Annotated in this window: 16 protein-coding genes; 13 read left to right on the top strand and 3 right to left on the bottom strand. The window is 50.5% G+C overall.

Annotated features, from left to right (window positions below):
- Positions 1–140: 140 nt before the first annotated feature.
- Complete coding sequence (locus NG346_RS04000) at positions 141–1,610, bottom strand: SLC13 family permease (RefSeq protein WP_262279754.1); 1,470 nt, start codon at positions 1,608–1,610, stop codon at positions 141–143.
- Between the two features lie 295 nt (positions 1,611–1,905).
- Between NG346_RS04000 and NG346_RS03995 the strand changes: the two genes are divergently transcribed.
- Positions 1,906–2,298: a DUF1573 domain-containing protein gene (locus tag NG346_RS03995; RefSeq protein WP_262279753.1), complete on the top strand. Its 393-nt coding sequence runs from the start codon at positions 1,906–1,908 to the stop codon at positions 2,296–2,298.
- Positions 2,299–2,404: 106 nt separating this feature from the next.
- Here NG346_RS03995 and NG346_RS03990 read toward each other — a convergent pair whose 3' ends face one another.
- On the bottom strand, positions 2,405–2,962 hold the full coding sequence (locus NG346_RS03990; RefSeq protein WP_262279752.1) for an FHA domain-containing protein: 558 nt from the start codon (positions 2,960–2,962) through the stop codon (positions 2,405–2,407).
- Positions 2,963–2,979: 17 nt separating this feature from the next.
- Positions 2,980–3,978 carry an HU domain-containing protein gene (locus tag NG346_RS03985; RefSeq protein ID WP_449727793.1) on the bottom strand — a complete coding sequence of 333 codons (999 nt, stop codon included), beginning with the start codon at positions 3,976–3,978 and terminating at the stop codon, positions 2,980–2,982.
- A 175-nt stretch (positions 3,979–4,153) separates the two neighbouring features.
- Between NG346_RS03985 and rfbC the strand changes: the two genes are divergently transcribed.
- The 12 genes from rfbC to NG346_RS03925 all read left to right on the top strand — a co-directional run bounded on the left by rfbC (position 4,154) and on the right by NG346_RS03925 (position 15,677).
- Positions 4,154–4,702 (top strand): dTDP-4-dehydrorhamnose 3,5-epimerase, encoded by a 549-nt coding sequence (gene rfbC, locus NG346_RS03980; RefSeq protein ID WP_262279750.1) that lies wholly within the window; start codon positions 4,154–4,156, stop codon positions 4,700–4,702.
- Between the two features lie 38 nt (positions 4,703–4,740).
- Positions 4,741–6,057 carry a UDP-glucose dehydrogenase family protein gene (locus NG346_RS03975; RefSeq protein WP_262279749.1) on the top strand — a complete coding sequence of 439 codons (1,317 nt, stop codon included), beginning with the start codon at positions 4,741–4,743 and terminating at the stop codon, positions 6,055–6,057.
- A gap of 56 nt (positions 6,058–6,113) precedes the next feature.
- Positions 6,114–6,917 carry a DUF4738 domain-containing protein gene (locus NG346_RS03970; RefSeq protein WP_262279748.1) on the top strand — a complete coding sequence of 268 codons (804 nt, stop codon included), beginning with the start codon at positions 6,114–6,116 and terminating at the stop codon, positions 6,915–6,917.
- Positions 6,918–7,029: 112 nt separating this feature from the next.
- Positions 7,030–7,626, top strand: a complete 597-nt coding sequence (hisH, locus tag NG346_RS03965; RefSeq protein ID WP_262279747.1) for an imidazole glycerol phosphate synthase subunit HisH — start codon at positions 7,030–7,032, stop codon at positions 7,624–7,626.
- Between the two features lie 12 nt (positions 7,627–7,638).
- A complete protein-coding gene (hisA, locus tag NG346_RS03960; RefSeq protein ID WP_262279746.1) occupies positions 7,639–8,379 on the top strand; it encodes a 1-(5-phosphoribosyl)-5-[(5-phosphoribosylamino)methylideneamino]imidazole-4-carboxamide isomerase in 741 nt (246 codons plus the stop codon).
- Between the two features lie 2 nt (positions 8,380–8,381).
- Positions 8,382–9,137: an imidazole glycerol phosphate synthase subunit HisF gene (gene hisF / locus NG346_RS03955; protein ID WP_262279745.1), complete on the top strand. Its 756-nt coding sequence runs from the start codon at positions 8,382–8,384 to the stop codon at positions 9,135–9,137.
- Between the two features lie 44 nt (positions 9,138–9,181).
- A complete protein-coding gene (gene hisIE / locus NG346_RS03950) occupies positions 9,182–9,820 on the top strand; it encodes a bifunctional phosphoribosyl-AMP cyclohydrolase/phosphoribosyl-ATP diphosphatase HisIE (protein ID WP_262279744.1) in 639 nt (212 codons plus the stop codon).
- A 59-nt stretch (positions 9,821–9,879) separates the two neighbouring features.
- A complete protein-coding gene (locus tag NG346_RS03945; protein ID WP_262279743.1) occupies positions 9,880–10,596 on the top strand; it encodes a cell division ATP-binding protein FtsE in 717 nt (238 codons plus the stop codon).
- 56 nt (positions 10,597–10,652) lie between these two features.
- Entirely contained in the window at positions 10,653–11,975 is a 1,323-nt protein-coding gene (locus NG346_RS03940) for an aspartate kinase (protein WP_262279742.1), read from the top strand.
- Positions 11,976–12,039: 64 nt separating this feature from the next.
- The gene (gene lysA, locus NG346_RS03935) at positions 12,040–13,215 is read left to right on the top strand and encodes a diaminopimelate decarboxylase (RefSeq protein ID WP_262279741.1); all 1,176 of its coding nucleotides are present in this window, start codon (positions 12,040–12,042) and stop codon (positions 13,213–13,215) included.
- A 3-nt stretch (positions 13,216–13,218) separates the two neighbouring features.
- Positions 13,219–14,553, top strand: coding sequence for a glycosyltransferase family protein (locus NG346_RS03930; protein ID WP_262279740.1), 1,335 nt, complete (start codon positions 13,219–13,221; stop codon positions 14,551–14,553).
- Positions 14,554–14,570: 17 nt separating this feature from the next.
- Positions 14,571–15,677: a glycosyltransferase family protein gene (locus NG346_RS03925; protein WP_262279739.1), complete on the top strand. Its 1,107-nt coding sequence runs from the start codon at positions 14,571–14,573 to the stop codon at positions 15,675–15,677.
- Positions 15,678–15,690 lie beyond the last annotated feature (13 nt).

The raw sequence follows: 15,690 nt of genomic DNA, 5'->3' as shown, positions 1-15,690 counted from the left end.
GATATGAATTAATAACGAGCGAACCAGCACCTTATTATATATAAGGGAGACATTCTCGCGTCAGTACATAGCCAAGAACAATTCAGGGCACCCCGATAGAGTGCCCCGAAATAGTTTTTTACGTCAACAGATACGCTGCATCAGAATATTCCAGCCTTACCCACAACGATGAGGAGTGCAAAGCCGATGATCAGCGTCAGGAAACCGACGATAATACCTGTCTTGGCCATATCCTTCTGATCGATCAGACCTGTAGAGTAAGCGATAGCATTTGGAGGCGTAGAGATTGGCAAAGTCATGGCTGCAGATGCTGCCACAGCAATACCAATCAGCATGGTGGATGTGCCGCCGATGACACTCAGCTTATCGCCCATGCCCTCGCAGACAACCGTGAGAATAGGAATCATCAAAGCCGCCGTTGCCGTGTTGGAGATGAAATTGGAAAGGAAGTAGCATACCAGACCCGCAATGATCAAGATCACGATCGGACTCCAGTCGCCGAATGGTATAGCCTGAATAGCAACCTTTGCCAACCCTGTGCCATTGAGTGCCAATCCGAGAGCGAAGCCGCCGGCCACCATCCAGATGACGCCCCAGTCGATCTTTTGCAAGTCCTTGGCTGTGATGACGCCCGTGATAGCAAAGATGGCAATCGGAAGCATAGCCACCGTGTTGGAGTTCACACCGACATACTTGCCCATGATCCACAGCAGGATCGTCACGGCAAACGTGATACCGACAACAGCTGTACGCCAGTTGTGGCTCATATCACCTTGAATGTTCAGTTCAATGGTTTTCTGAGTAAAAGGAAAGAACTTTTTCAGTACTACCCATGCAATGAACAGCAAAACGATGACCAGTGGTACCATGATCAGCATCCACTGTCCGAAACTGATTTGCATATTGAGACCTGCAGGATCATTGAGCACTTTATAAGCAAAAGCGTTGGGCGGTGTACCGATCGGTGTGCCCATACCTCCAAGGTTGGCACCGATAGGAATAGACATCGTCAAGGCGATGCGCCCCTTGCCATTGGCAGGCAGAGCCTTGAAGACAGGCGTAAGGAAGGTCAGCATCATTGCGGCTGTAGCCGTGTTGGAAATGAACATGGAAAAGACGCCGGTGATGAGCAGGAATCCCAACAGCACATTCTCACTCTTCTTGCCAAACGGCTTAATGAGTGTCTTTGCCATCCACACGTCGAGACCCGACTTTGTGGCGGCAATAGCAAGGATGAAACCACCGAGGAAGAGGATGATCGTAGGGTCGGCAAAGCAGGCCATGATACCCACCGAGTCCAACAACTGACCATACTGTCCTTCGTTGCCTTGCAAAAAATTGAAGGAGGAATCACTCACACAGAACAATAGAACAAAGATGATTGCAATAGACGTCGCCCATGCGGGTATCGCCTCCGTAATCCACAACATCACGGCCATCACAAAGATGGCAATCACTCTCTGCTGTACCACAGTGAGCCCAGCAATACCAAAGCAGGCGCTTGGCAAATTCCAAATAATCAGCGTTACCAGTGCAGTGATCAAGAACCAAATCAGCTTCTTCTTGTCTAAGTGACCAGTAACGACATTCTGTTCCGTTTCCTTCGTCATAACTAAATACTTTTAGATGAATACTTATAGGTTTGAGGTATAATTACTGCAAATATACGTGGATTTATTGAGATAAACAACTATTTTTGTCCTAACTTAGTTTTAATAATCGCTTAATTCTGTTAAATGTATAACAAAAAGAAGCATCTGTCAGAAACATTTTCTATTTTTGTAAGTCTTAAATAATGTAGGCGGGATATGATGCCCGCTGATCAACAAACCAACAAAAAGAATCGCACTCCTTATATATATATAGGAGTACAACAGAAAGAAAACAAATAAAAAGTATCATAAAATGAAAAAGAAAGTATTATTGTTCGCCATGCTCCTGTTCTGTTGTATAGGACAGGCCTTTGCGCAGGCTCAGATCAAGTTCGACAAGGTTACTTATAATTTTGGGACCTTCTCCGAGAGCCAGCCCGTGCAGAAATGCACCTTCACCTTCACCAACGTCGGTGACAAGCCTCTGGTCATCAACCAGGCTCTGGCCAGTTGTGGCTGTACGGTTCCTTCTTACACCAAGGCACCGATCAAACCGGGAGAGAAAGGCGTGATCACAGTGACCTATAACGGCAAGGGTAAGTTCCCCGGCCATTTCAAGAAGGCCATCACCATCCGTACTAACGGTGTACCGGAGATGACAAGACTCTACATCGAAGGTGAAATGAAAGAAGCAAACGACAAATAAACAAAAAACAAAGCAGCGCTCTCTGACATCAGGGAGCGCTGCTTTTTCTTTTCCCGAGATCCAAGACCGCATTGTTGTTGGGATCTGTTGTATATCACAATTGATTTTATTCCAATGACAAGATGATTGATGTGGCACCAAGTGTGAACAATGTACCATCTTCTATCACCCTACGCTCATGGTCTCCCAGCAACTCGTTGCCCACAAAGGTACCCGTATTGCTCGGACCGTCACGAAGCACGTACTTGAGTCGACCATTGCGGTCACGCGACACTTTCACCACACAATGCGTCATATCCATGCTCGGATCGTCCGTAGCGATCGCACAGTCGACATGAGAACTACGGGAAGCCCTACCGATGACGTTATCGCCGAGATGCAAAGGAAACTCCTGTTTATAATGGAAACGGTTCTCTATCACAACCAGCTTCCCAAAGTTTTCTGATGATACGGCTTCTGTAGACGCTGTTGCAGTATCAGATGTCGTGCTATTCTCCTCTTTTGACTGTGATGCCTGAGCAGCGGACTTCTTCGCAGTCTTCAGTCTGACTCCGACTTTCTTTCCGCATTCCGGACAAGATGTCACAAACGTTCTGTTCTCATCCACCTCACTCTCATCAAAGAAGATGGTATTTCCACATTTCGGGCAACGAATCTTTTTCATGGTTCAATGGATCATTACTACTTCACTTCCATCACCCAACCTTGAGCAAACTCCTCATGGCTGGCAAGCTGGTTACGAACCTTCTGAGCCTCGTGAGCTGAAGGATAGCGGCCGTAGACAACCTTTCTGCTGCCTCTAAGCATCAACACCTTCGCGCTGTCCAGGCCTCTTTGGTGAAGTTTTTGCACATAAGCTTCGGCATTCACTCTGCTGACGTGGCTGGCCAAGACGATGGTGTAGCCTGCCTCTACAGCTTGCGCCGTACGGGTGGCTTTCACTGCACTATCTTGCTTAGCTTTCTGTATCAAGGCTTTCACATTGGCGCGCTTGACTGTCTCCCCCACTGTTTTCTCGCCAAACATTTTCTGTTGTGGCAATACGGGTTGGAGCAGATCAGTGTTGACGCGGCTTTCGATGACTCCCTGCCCATTGCTCAAGCGTGTCGGCAAGAGCAAGAAGACAATCAGAGCAATGCACGCCACGGCTACGTTGCGCCATAAGGCAATCAGTCGTGCGTCGCGCTTGTCACGCTCTTCGGAAGCAGCTTCCTCGATATCTGCATTTTGGGTAGCAGTCAACACAGCAACCGCCGAAGCAGAAGCTTCCCCTTCTTGCGTCTCTTTGACGGCAGGGGCAAGCGCCCCCATCTCAAAAGCACCCAAGCCATAGAGCGAAGGAGTAAGTATCCCGGCCTCACAAGGCGAGAACTCGTAATGCCCCTCACTGTTGACCCGGAGCACTCCGATGTCGGTCAACTCGTAGAAGCCTTCGTTTTCGAGATGTCCCTTTAGCTCGCGCACTTCCTCCTCTATGCGCTTGCAGGCATCGGGATAGCTGATATCATAAGCTTCGACATACGACTGGGTCAGCAACGAGTCATTGATGGTGAGCTTTGGATTGAAGCCCACCGTACGTTTCGGCGGCAGGAAGGTGCCGTCGGCCTGATCGTATACAGCACTGACATAGTGTGCCATAAATCCACCAAAGCCGGGGACTATGACACAATCATTGTCCAAAAGCAATATTTCTATATGTCTACTTAATTTTACCACGTTTGCAAAATTAAGAAAAAAGGGCATAATCACCAAAAAATAGCTAACTAAAAATCAGCACCAACATTTTTTTTAGACAACAGTGCAAATTATTCAAATGAATTTGTTATCTTTGTGGCAAAATATTACGAAAGACAATATGGAATACGAAGAAACAGATATTAAGGGGGTATGGGTGTTAACCCCAAAAGTATTTAACGATAACCGCGGATATTTCTTCGAGGCATGGAAAAAGAGTGACTTTGAGGCTCATGTGGGCAAGGTTGACTTCATTCAGGATAATGAGTCGAAATCGTCTTACGGTGTCCTGCGTGGACTGCATTACCAGAAAGGCACATACTCTCAAGCCAAACTTGTCAGAGTCATCAAAGGCAAAGTGCTCGATGTGGCCGTAGATCTTCGTAAGTCCTCACCTACTTTCGGCAAGCATGTGATGGTCGAGCTCTCTGAGGACAACAAGCGCCAGCTCTTTATTCCCCGTGGCTTTGCCCATGGTTTTCTGGTGCTGAGCCCGGAAGCCATCTTCACTTATAAAGTCGACAACATCTACGCTCCTGCCCACGAGGCAAGCATCCGTTGGAACGATCCGCAGATCGGCATCAACTGGCCTATAGACCAGAAAGATGTCGTCACCAGCCCTAAGGACTTGGAAGGCAAAGACTTCAAAGACGCTGACTTCTTTGAATAATTTACCTTTAAGCACAGACTTAGCTTAAACGTATAGAAATGAATATAGCAATTGTAGGTACCGGATACGTCGGACTCGTCAGCGGCACGTGCTTTGCGGACACAGGCGCCATCGTCACCTGTGTCGACACCAATGCTGACAAGATCCAACGTCTCCAGAACAACGATATTCCTATCTACGAGCCCGGTCTCGTGGAGTTGGTTCAGAAGAATGTCAAGGCCGGCCGACTGAAGTTTACGACCGACCTCGCTTCTATCGTCAACGACCAGGAGATCATCTTCACGGCTGTCGGCACGCCACCCGACGAGGACGGCTCGGCCGACCTGACCTATGTGTTGCAGGTTGCCAAGACCATTGGACAGAGCCTCAACAAATATGTAGTCGTGGTCACCAAGAGCACAGTGCCCGTCGGTACGGCTAAGAAAGTCAAATCCACTATCCAGGAAGAACTGGACAAGCGGGGCGCAAAGGTGGACTTCGATGTAGCCAGCAACCCGGAGTTTCTCAAAGAGGGCAACGCCATCAAGGACTTCATGAGCCCTGACCGCGTGGTCATCGGCGTGGAGTCGGAACGTGCCAAAGAGATTCTCACCCGACTCTACAAGCCTTTTCTGATCAACAACTTCCGGGTGATCTTCATGGACATCCCCAGCGCCGAGATGACCAAATACGCCGCCAACTCGATGCTCGCCACCCGCATCTCGTTTATGAACGACATGGCCAACCTCTGTGAGTTGGTTCATGCCGACATCAATATGGTCAGACAGGGCATCGGCAGCGACACCCGTATCGGCCGCAAATTTCTCTACGCCGGTTGCGGCTATGGCGGTTCGTGCTTTCCTAAAGATGTAAAGGCACTCATCAAGACCGCCGACGACAACGGCTACTCGATGGAAGTGCTCAAGGCTGTGGAGCATGTCAACGAGCGTCAAAAGACAGTGCTCTTCAAAAAACTCCAGAAGGCTTATGGCACGGAGAACCTCAAAGGCAAGACCATTGCCCTTTGGGGACTGGCCTTCAAGCCGGAAACCGACGACATGCGTGAGTCTACAGCACTGGTCATCATCAGACTGCTGAAGGATACCGGTTGCACGATCCGTGCTTACGACCCCGTAGCGATGAATGAATGCAAACGCCGTGTCGGCGATGCTGTCGTCTATTGTCACGACATGTACGACGCCATCGACCAGGCCGACGCACTGCTTCTGCTCACCGAGTGGAAGGAGTTCCGTCTGCCCAACTGGAATGTCATCGCACACGCCATGCGACGGCCACTGGTCATCGACGGCCGAAACATCTTCGATGCCAAAGAGCTCAGGGAGGCCGGAATCGATTATCACTGTATTGGACAATAGTCCATCAACATTTGTCAACAAGGTATCGTGATACACCTATATATAAATAGTAGTCTATGAAAAAGCATTTCTTTCTGCTGATATGTTTGCTCACAGCTTTAGCGATGAGTATGGGCGGATGCCGTAACCGGGCTAAACAAGTTTCAGCTCCGCAAGAAGACCTCGCGGCCAAGAAGATGCTACAAGGTATATGGGTGAACGAAGATGAGGAGAGCGTCGCCTTCGAAGCCCAAGGCGACTCGATCTTCTATCCCGACACGACCAGCCAGCCCGTGAGGTTCCAGATATTTGGCGACACGCTCGTTCTGCATGGCGCTGAGGACGTCAAATACCCCATCATCAAGCAGACTGCCCACCTCTTTATCTTCAAAAACCAAAACGGTGACGAGGTAAAGCTTGAAAAAAGTGATGATCCGGATGACGCCGCACAGTTTACACACCAAAAGCCTAAGGCTGTCAACCAAAACCAGCTCATCAAGCGCGACACCATTGTCAGCTACAACAATGTCGGATACCATTGCTACGTCACGGTCAACCCAACCACTTACAAGGTTGTCAAAGCCTCATACAACGATGAAGGCGTGGAGGTAGACAATGTTTATTACGACAACATCGTCAACCTCAATGTCTATCACGGCGCCACAAAGCTCTTCTCCGGCGACTTCCGCAAGCAGCAATTCAAGCATATCGTACCCGAGGACTTCCTGAGCCAGGCAATCCTCAGCGATCTGATCTTCGATTCGATCGATCAGAATGGCGTTCACTACATTGCAGTCTTGGTCATTCCCGACAGTATGAGCAGCTATGAAGTGCAACTGACCGTCAGTTATACCGGACGCTTGCAAATGCGGCTGAGATAGGCCTCTGTTGCCAGCTCAGAAGCTCAAAAACAAAGAAAATCGATAGTTGGCGTTCTGTTTTTCTTGCATTCTTGCACGATTGTAGCCAAAAAAACGTAAATTTGCAGCAATTATGGAAATAGCGATCGTAAAATACAATGCGGGCAACATGTTTTCAGTGGTAAACGCTCTCAAACGGTTAGGGATCACTCCACGGATCACCGACGAGGCAGAGCAGCTACAAAAGGCTGACCGTGTCCTTTTCCCGGGGCAAGGCAATGCCAAGACTGCCATGGACTATCTGCGCCAACATGGACTGGACAAGATCATCACAGGTCTGCGCCAACCTGTGTTGGGCATCTGTGTGGGACAACAGCTGTTGTGCCGCCACTCCGAAGAGGGTGACACTCCTTGCTTGGGCATCTTCGACGTGGATGTGAAGAAGTTTGTTCCCAACCACCACGACGAGAAGGTGCCCGCAATGGGATGGAATGAGCTCACACATCTGAAATCACCCCTCTTCAAAGGACTGCACGACGGCGACTACACCTATTTCGTCCATAGCTATTACGTACCTGTATGCGAAAACACGATCGCTCAGGCCAACTATATTCTCCCCTACTCCGCAGCAATCCATAAGGATAACTTCTGGGCTACGCAATTCCATCCGGAGAAGAGTGGTCAGGTGGGAGAGACCATTCTGCGTAACTTCTTAGAGATGAAAGATTAATCAGGATTAGCCATGCACAACATAGAACTCATACCAGCCATAGACATCATCGACGGCAAATGCGTGCGTCTCACGCGCGGCGACTACCAGCAGGTGGCTACCTACAACGACGACCCCGTGGATCAGGCCAAGCAGTTTGAGGCGCTTGGCTTCCGTCGCTTGCATGTCGTGGATCTCGATGGTGCCAAATCCAAACATATCGTCAACGTGGACGTACTCTCTGCCATCACCCACTCCACCAACCTCATCGTAGACTTTGGCGGTGGCGTGAAGAGCAACGACGATCTCGACCGTGCCTTTCAGGCGGGAGCCTCGATGGTCACCGCAGGCAGCATCGCCGTCACCAATCCTGAAGAAGTAGGAAAGTGGATCAACCACTTTGGTGCCGACCGCATCATCCTCGGCGCCGACGCTCACGACGGACGCATCAGTATCAACGGCTGGAAAGAAGACTCCTCCGTCAGCCTGACAGATTTCCTGCATGAATGGGTGGAGGCCGGCATCACCAAGGTGCTCTGCACCGACATCTCGCGCGACGGAACATTACAAGGCCCCTCCACAGCACTCTATCGCGACATCATGGCACGCTATCCCCATCTGCAGCTCATCGCCAGCGGTGGTGTGGGCAGCATCGCAGACATCGCCGCACTCGACCAGGCCAAGGTGTCAGCCGTGGTATTCGGTAAAGCATGGTACGAAGGAAAGATTAGTGCCGCAGACATACAACCATACATCAACGTCAAAGAAAGATAAAGATGTTAGCAAAACGTATCATACCCTGCCTTGATGTCAAAGACGGCGAGACCGTCAAAGGCACACACTTCGTCAACCTTAGACAGGCCGGAGATCCCGTGGAACTGGGAAAGGAATATAGCCGGCAAGGTGCTGACGAGCTGGTGTATCTCGACATCACAGCAACATCCGACGGGCGCAAGACCTTCACGGACCTCGTCACGAGAGTAGCACGGGAGATCAATATTCCCTTCACTGTCGGAGGCGGCATCGAGAGCATTGCCGACGTGGAGCGTCTGCTCTATGCCGGTGCCGACAAGATCAGCATCAACTCGGCAGCTATCCGTCATCCCGAACTCATTGACGAGATCGCCAAGCGCTTCGGCTCACAGGTATGCGTCTGCGCCATTGACGCACGCAACGATGCCGACGGCTGGCACTGCTACATCAAAGGAGGACGGGAGCGCACACCGCTCAAGCTCATGGACTGGGCACGCGAGGTCGCTGACCGGGGAGTCGGAGAGATACTCTTCACCAGCATGGATCACGACGGCGTCAAGCAGGGCTTTGCCAATGAGGCGCTGGCACAACTGTCATCAGAAGTGTCGATACCGGTGATCGCCAGCGGCGGTGCAGGCAAGAAAGAGCATTTCCGCGATGCTTTCACGTTGGGTAAAGCCGATGCCGCACTGGCAGCCTCTGTCTTCCATTTCGGCGAGATCACCATCCCCGACCTGAAGCGGTATCTCAGGAGCGAGGGCATCAATGTGAGAATATAAACAGATTTAGACACGCAACATATCATTCGTAAATAGAGGACAACATGGAAATAGACTTTGAGAAAATGGGAGGACTGGTTCCTGCCATCATACAGGATGCTACCACCAAGAACGTGCTCATGTTGGGCTTCATGAATCAGGAAGCCTATCAGAAGACCATGGACACGAAGCTGGTCACGTTTTGGAGTCGTTCACGCAACTGCCTTTGGACCAAGGGCGAGACATCCGGCAACTACCTGCATCTGGTTTCTATCCAAAACGACTGCGACAATGACACGCTGCTGATCAAAGTCAATCCCGACGGTCCTGTCTGCCACAAAGGCACTGACACGTGCTGGGGCGATACCAATGACTGCAATCCCGTGGAATTCCTCAGCGAGTTGCAGGACTTCATCAACAAGCGAAAAGAGGAGATGCCGGAGAACAGCTACACAACGAGTCTTTTCCGCAAAGGCATCAACAAGATTGCCCAAAAGGTCGGTGAGGAAGCTGTTGAGACGGTAATAGAGGCTGTCGGCGGCACAGATGAGCAACTGGTCTATGAGGGCGCTGACCTTCTCTACCATCTCATCGTGTTGCTGAGTGCCAAAGGCCTGCGCATCGAGACGCTCGCCAACGAGCTCGCCAAGCGCCATAACCCTAACTGGGACAAGGCCCGTCGCATCAAGAAGTCACACGAGTAGAAAGCGCATCGCTACTGTTCTGCTCAGACATGTCTCTTTGAATAATATATCAGTTGATCATGCTTATCGATTATCATAAAGTAAATATTTACCAACAAGACAAACTCATCCTCCACGACGTGGACTTCCATGCCGAGGAAGGAGAATTTATCTATTTGATAGGAAAAGTGGGATCCGGCAAGAGCTCACTGCTCAAGACTTTCTATTGTGAGCTTGACCTTCCACAGAAAGAAACAGACACGGCACAAGTCTTAGGACGAGACCTGAAGACACTCCGACGCAAAGAGGTGCCTGCCCTCCGCAAGGAGATGGGTATCATCTTTCAGGATTTCCAGTTGCTCCATGACCAGACCGTTTACCGCAACCTGCGTTTCGTGCTCAAGGCCACGGGCTGGAAAGACAAGAAGAAGATAGACCAGCGCATCGACGAGGTGCTTGAGGCTGTGGGCATGGCTGACCGAAAAGAGAGCATGCCCCACGAACTGTCTGGCGGTGAGCAGCAGCGCATCTCCATCGCACGCGCCCTGCTCAACCACCCCAAGATCATCATTGCCGACGAGCCTACCGGCAACCTCGACCCGGAGACGGCTTGCAACATCGTGAAGTTGCTCAAGGACATCACCACCACGGGTACGGCTGTCGTCATGTCGACCCATAACATTCCGTTGCTCGACCGTTTCCCGGGTATCGTGTACCGATGCAAGGAAGGACAGCTCAGCGATGTCACCAAAGAATACTCCAACCTCGACCTCACCGAAGACGAGGCAACGATGTAGCCGGCACCCACTCCTATTATTATATATAACACGTCAATCCATAAAGACTAAGCAATATGAAGGTTTTAAAATTTGGAGGTACTTCCGTTGGATCACCAGATCGAATGAAACATGTAGCAAGTCTCGTCACCGCTTCAGGCGAGCCCACCTTTGTCGTCCTCTCAGCCATGAGCGGCACCACCAACTCTCTCGTAGAGATCAGCAACTATCTCTACAAGAAGAATCCCGATGGTGCCAACGAGGTAATCAACTGCCTTGAGAAGAAATACATGAAGCATGTAGACGAACTTTACGATACAGACACCTTCAAAAAGAAAACCACAGAATTTCTCACGGGAGAATTTAACTATCTGCGCTCCTTCACCAAAGACCTCTTCACCAGTTTCGAGGAAAAGGCTGTCGTAGCTCAGGGCGAGGTGATGTCGACCAACATGGTTGTCAACTATCTCCAGGAGCAAGGCGTCGATGCCGTGCTGCTCAATGCCCTTGACTTCATGCGCACGGACAAAAACAGCGAGCCCGATACCCCATATATTAAGGAGAAGCTCCACGAGGTGATGGAGAAGAACCAAGGTCATCAGATCTATATCACTCAGGGCTTTGTCTGCCGTAACGCCTATGGCGAGGTTGACAACCTGCAGCGCGGTGGCTCTGACTATACGGCTTCCCTCATCGGCTCGGTGCTTCCCGCTGACGAGATTCAGATTTGGACCGACATCGACGGCATGCACAACAACGACCCGCGTGTGGTGGATCACACCGAGGCTATCCATCAGCTCAACTTCGAAGAGGCTGCTGAGCTTGCCTACTTCGGCGCTAAGATTCTGCATCCTACCTGTGTGCAGCCTGCCAAGTATGCCGGCATCCCTGTAAGACTGAAGAACACACTTGACCCGGACGCAGAAGGTACCATCATCGACAACGTTCTCGTCAGAGGCAAGATCAAAGCCGTCGCCGCCAAGGACAATATCATCGCCATCAAGATCAAGTCGTCCCGCATGTTGCTGGCTACGGGCTTCCTGCGCAAGGTCTTTGAAATCTTCGAGAGCTACCAGACACCTATCGACATGATCGCCACCTCTGAGGTCGGCGTGTCCATGAGTATCGACAACGACGCACATCTGAACGAAATCGTTGACGAACTGAAGAAATATGGTACCGTCACCGTTGACACCGACATGTGCATCATCTGTGTCGTGGGTGATCTTGACTGGAGCAACCTCGGCTTCGAGACGTTGGCAACAGAAGCCATGAAGAACATTCCTGTGAGAATGATCAGCTATGGCGGCAGCAACTACAACATCTCGTTCCTCATCCGCGAGGCCGACAAGAAGAGAGCGCTGCAAAGCCTCAGCGACACGCTGTTCAACAATAAATAACACACATCGTCAACAGACAACATGAGGGATCCCTCGCGGATCCCTCTCAGTGAAAGACAAGAATATGGAAAGAGAGCTGACCAAAGGTCGTTTCCCCATTGAGAAGTTCAGTGAGGTGACGACTCCTTTTTATTATTACGACACAACCCTCCTGCGCAATACGCTGCGTACGATCAACGACGAGTGTAAGTCGTATGACAACTTCAACGTACACTATGCAGTGAAGGCCAATGCCAATCCTAAGGTGCTCAGCATCATCAGTCAGGCTGGCTTAGGTGCTGACTGCGTCAGCGGCGGTGAGATCCGTGCAAGTTTGAGAGCTGGTTTCCCCGCCAATAAGATTGTCTTTGCCGGCGTAGGCAAGAGCGATTGGGAAATCAACCTGGCGTTGGATGCAGGTATCTTCTGTTTCAACGTGGAAAGCGTCCCGGAATTAGAGGTTATCAACAAGTTGGCTGCAGCCAAGAACACCGTAGCCCGCGTCTGCCTGCGCATCAACCCAAACGTAGGGGCACACACACACGCCAACATCACGACGGGACTGGCTGAAAACAAGTTCGGTATTGCCATGGAAGACATGCTCCCGACCATTGAACGTATCAAGGAGATGGAGCATATCGAGTTCCTCGGTCTCCACTTCCACATCGGCAGTCAGATTCTCGACATGGGTGACTTTGAGGCACTCTGCAATCGTATTAATGAACTCCAGGAACTCTTGGAGAAGCATCAGATCAAAGTCTCAAATATTAATGTAGGCGGCGGACTGGGCGTCAGCTACGACCACCCCAACCGTCAGCCCATTCCCAACTTCCACGACTATTTCAAAACCTACGCCACGCACCTGCGTCTGCGGCCGGGACAGAATCTTCATTTCGAACTTGGGCGTGCTGTGGTGGCTCAGATGGGAAGCCTCATCACCAAAGTGCTCTACGTCAAGCAGGGCACCTACAAGCAGTTTGTCATCGTAGATGCCGGTATGACGGATCTCATCCGCCCGGCACTCTATCAGGCATACCACAAAATAGAGAACCTGTCAAGTGATGAGCCAACCGCTACATACGATGTTGTAGGCCCTATCTGCGAATCAAGTGATGTCTTTGCGAAGGCTGTCGACCTCAACACCACACATCGTGGAGATTTCATCGCACTTCGCTCTGCAGGTGCCTACGGTGAGATCATGGCCAGCCAATACAACTGCCGTCCTTTGCCAAAAGGCTACATTACTGAAGACTTTATATAAGAAATGAACATTGCTTTATTTTTTGATACAACAACGATCATCTGCGGAGCAGCCGTCATCATATTGGCTGTTCTGTCATCTCTCATGAATCCTTTCTTCCGTTTCCTGCCCTCATACGATGAAGAGGAGGAACCGGAAGAGGATAGCGACAACACAAACTCAGAGCAAAACACTGTCTCTGAAGGCAATGAAGTCCTTAAGGCGTCAGATGCTGAAGACGAAGCTCCCCTTGAGATTAAAGACAATCAGGAAGAGGAAAACACAAATGCCAATGATCAGGAGGCATCTTCTCTTCCTAAACTGACAGTAATTCTCACGCCTCACGAAGAAGCAGAGAAACTGGAGCAACATCTACCTGAGATTCTTCATCAGGATTATCCTGCTGGATATCAAGTGATCGTGGTCACCGAATATGGCGCACACGACACGCTGGATGTCTTGAAACGTTTCAAGCACAGCATGGAAACAGAACCTGATGCCTATCCTAACGTGTCGCTCTATGTCACCTATATCCCCAACTCATCACGTTACATGAGCCGGAAACGTTTGGCCATGACCTTAGGTGTGAAGGCTGCTCAGACACAGTGGGTGGTGTTCATAGAGTCTGATTCTACACCGTCAAGTCATCAATGGCTGCAACACATCGGTAAGGCTTGCACGATACCCGATACGAAAATGGTCATCGGCTATGGTCACTTTGAGCCGGAGACACCGGCTACATGGCGCTTTGACCGTCTGCACGCCGCCTGCTATCTTCTGCGGGAAGATGTCAAAGGCACTGCTTACCGCACGTTGAGCCATACGGTTGCAATACAGAAGGATGAATTCATGCAGAACGACGGCTTCGAAGGATCATTGAGCTTGGTCAGAGGAGAATACGAGTGCTTGGTCAACAAATACGCAGAAAAGGGTATGACGCAAGTCGTCACTCATCCGAAAGCTATTATGACCGATGACAATCCCACCAAACGTGCCTGGCGCAGCCGCCGCCTTTTCTATGTGGCTACACGCCGCCATCTAAACCGCAGTGTAGCCCATCGTATGCTGTTTCTCACCGATCAGGTCCTGCTACATCTGAATGTCTGGGCGATCTTGGGCGTTGCCCTATGGGGCGCTCTGACTCAGAAGTGGGTGATGTTGGGTGCTGCCGTTCTGGCCTTCATCCTCACCGTCATCCTTCGCCTTTGCGGAGCTCACCGAGCCTTCAGCCGTTTACGTGAGCCCCTCTCTCTGTGGGCCGTGCTACCACTGGAGTTGACTGTGGTCTGGAGACGGTTAGGCACTGCCGTGCGCTATCTGTTTGCAAGCCCTTACGACTTCACAACACATAAACAATAAGTTTTGGATATTCATCTATGGATAAGCAGCATCTCCTCATCTTTCTTCCTTCCGGATCAGCAAACTATGCTTTGGGACAGGCCTATGTCTCAAAGCTGCAAGCTATGTTGACCCAAGACTATGAGGTAACCTGCCTCCATTCACTCGCCCGCTCTACCCTATCCGCTCTGGGAGACTACGACGTCATCCACGTCTTCACTCTTTGGCACCGCTCTGTCCTCCACCTCCTGCACAAGGCTTACAGTCTGCACATCCCTGTGGTCATCACGCCATTGGGCGACCTGCAGCCATGGGTCTACGCCCAGCATCAGCATTCCTACGAATGGCTGAAATGGAAAAGGGTTATCACCAAGGCCAGTGCCGTGCAAGTGTGTGGTAAGCTGGAGGAGCACTCCTTCCAACAGCTTCATCTCAATGACCGCACGGTATTGATCAAAAACCCCATTCTCACCAGTCTTGTGACTTTTGAATCTGTGGCACAGGCTACCGGAAAACTCTACCGCAAAGTTATCGACTCCAATGTGCGTTTCTCGATCACGGAGGAAATCTATGCGTTGCTTTGCGGTACCATACAATTGGGTGTCGACGACTTTATGCTCCGCGATCACGAGCAATGCAGAAAACTAAGTCAGCATTGGCCACAACTCACCAACGAGCAATGGCGTAAGATACTGATCTACGCTACCGATGAGCATGTCGACGACTATCTCAGCCAGGGACTGGAAAGACTCAGTATCAGCAAGCCGGAACTCAACGTGCATGACATCGACAAATATCCTCTTCCCTGGAAATACGCTGAGGGAGATCTGCCGTCCGACACGCTGATCCCCCACTCCATCCTCGTCCGTAGCAAACTCAGCGAGAACATTGACAAGAACGAAGTGGGAGAACGCAAGTTGGTCATTGAAATGATCAACCTGCATCATGAGACAGAAAATGGTCATGTGCCTCTAAGACATTTAGTCAACGTCTATACAACGCTCCGCTTCACGTCAATGGACGAGGATCGGGTGGTAGACATATTGAAAGCGATGGGGCTCGCCGACTTTGCACAAAAAATAATGAAGAAATTGCAAAAGACACTCCGGCTCCCAGACGGCTACGTTATCAACATGAAGCATTAACAACCTATACATT

Origin of the sequence: Hallella absiana (genome assembly GCF_025457485.1) — a bacterium.
In the GTDB taxonomy this organism is placed as follows: Bacteria; Bacteroidota; Bacteroidia; order Bacteroidales; family Bacteroidaceae; genus Prevotella; species Prevotella absiana.
The sequence above is the reverse complement of the archived record's forward strand: the minus strand, read 5'-3'. Positions and strand labels throughout refer to the sequence as shown.